The 246-nt window shown below is 72.0% G+C and carries 1 protein-coding gene; it reads right to left on the bottom strand.

The window, feature by feature from the left end:
• Positions 1-246: KR domain-containing protein (locus IF43_RS37640; protein WP_037891794.1), on the bottom strand; the 246-nt coding region annotated here is incomplete at both ends.

Raw genomic sequence — 246 nt, 5'->3', positions numbered from 1 at the left:
AGGGCGTCGAGGAAGGTGTTGGCCGCCGCGTAGTTGGCCTGTCCCGCGTTGCCGAACACGCCGGCGGCGGAGGAGAAGAGCACGAACGCGGACAGGTCCAGGTCGGCCGTCAGCTCGTGCAGGTGCCACGCCGCGTCCACCTTGGGGCGCAGCACCGCCGACAGCCGCTCGGCCGTCAACGAGCCGACCACACCGTCGTCGAGGACACCCGCAGTGTGCACCACCGCGGTCAGCGGGTGCTCCGCC

This window comes from Streptomyces sp. NRRL S-87, assembly GCF_000719335.1.
Taxonomy (GTDB): Bacteria; Actinomycetota; Actinomycetes; order Streptomycetales; family Streptomycetaceae; genus Streptomyces.
Note: the sequence above shows the minus strand (reverse complement) of the source record. Positions and strands in the feature narration are given on the sequence as shown.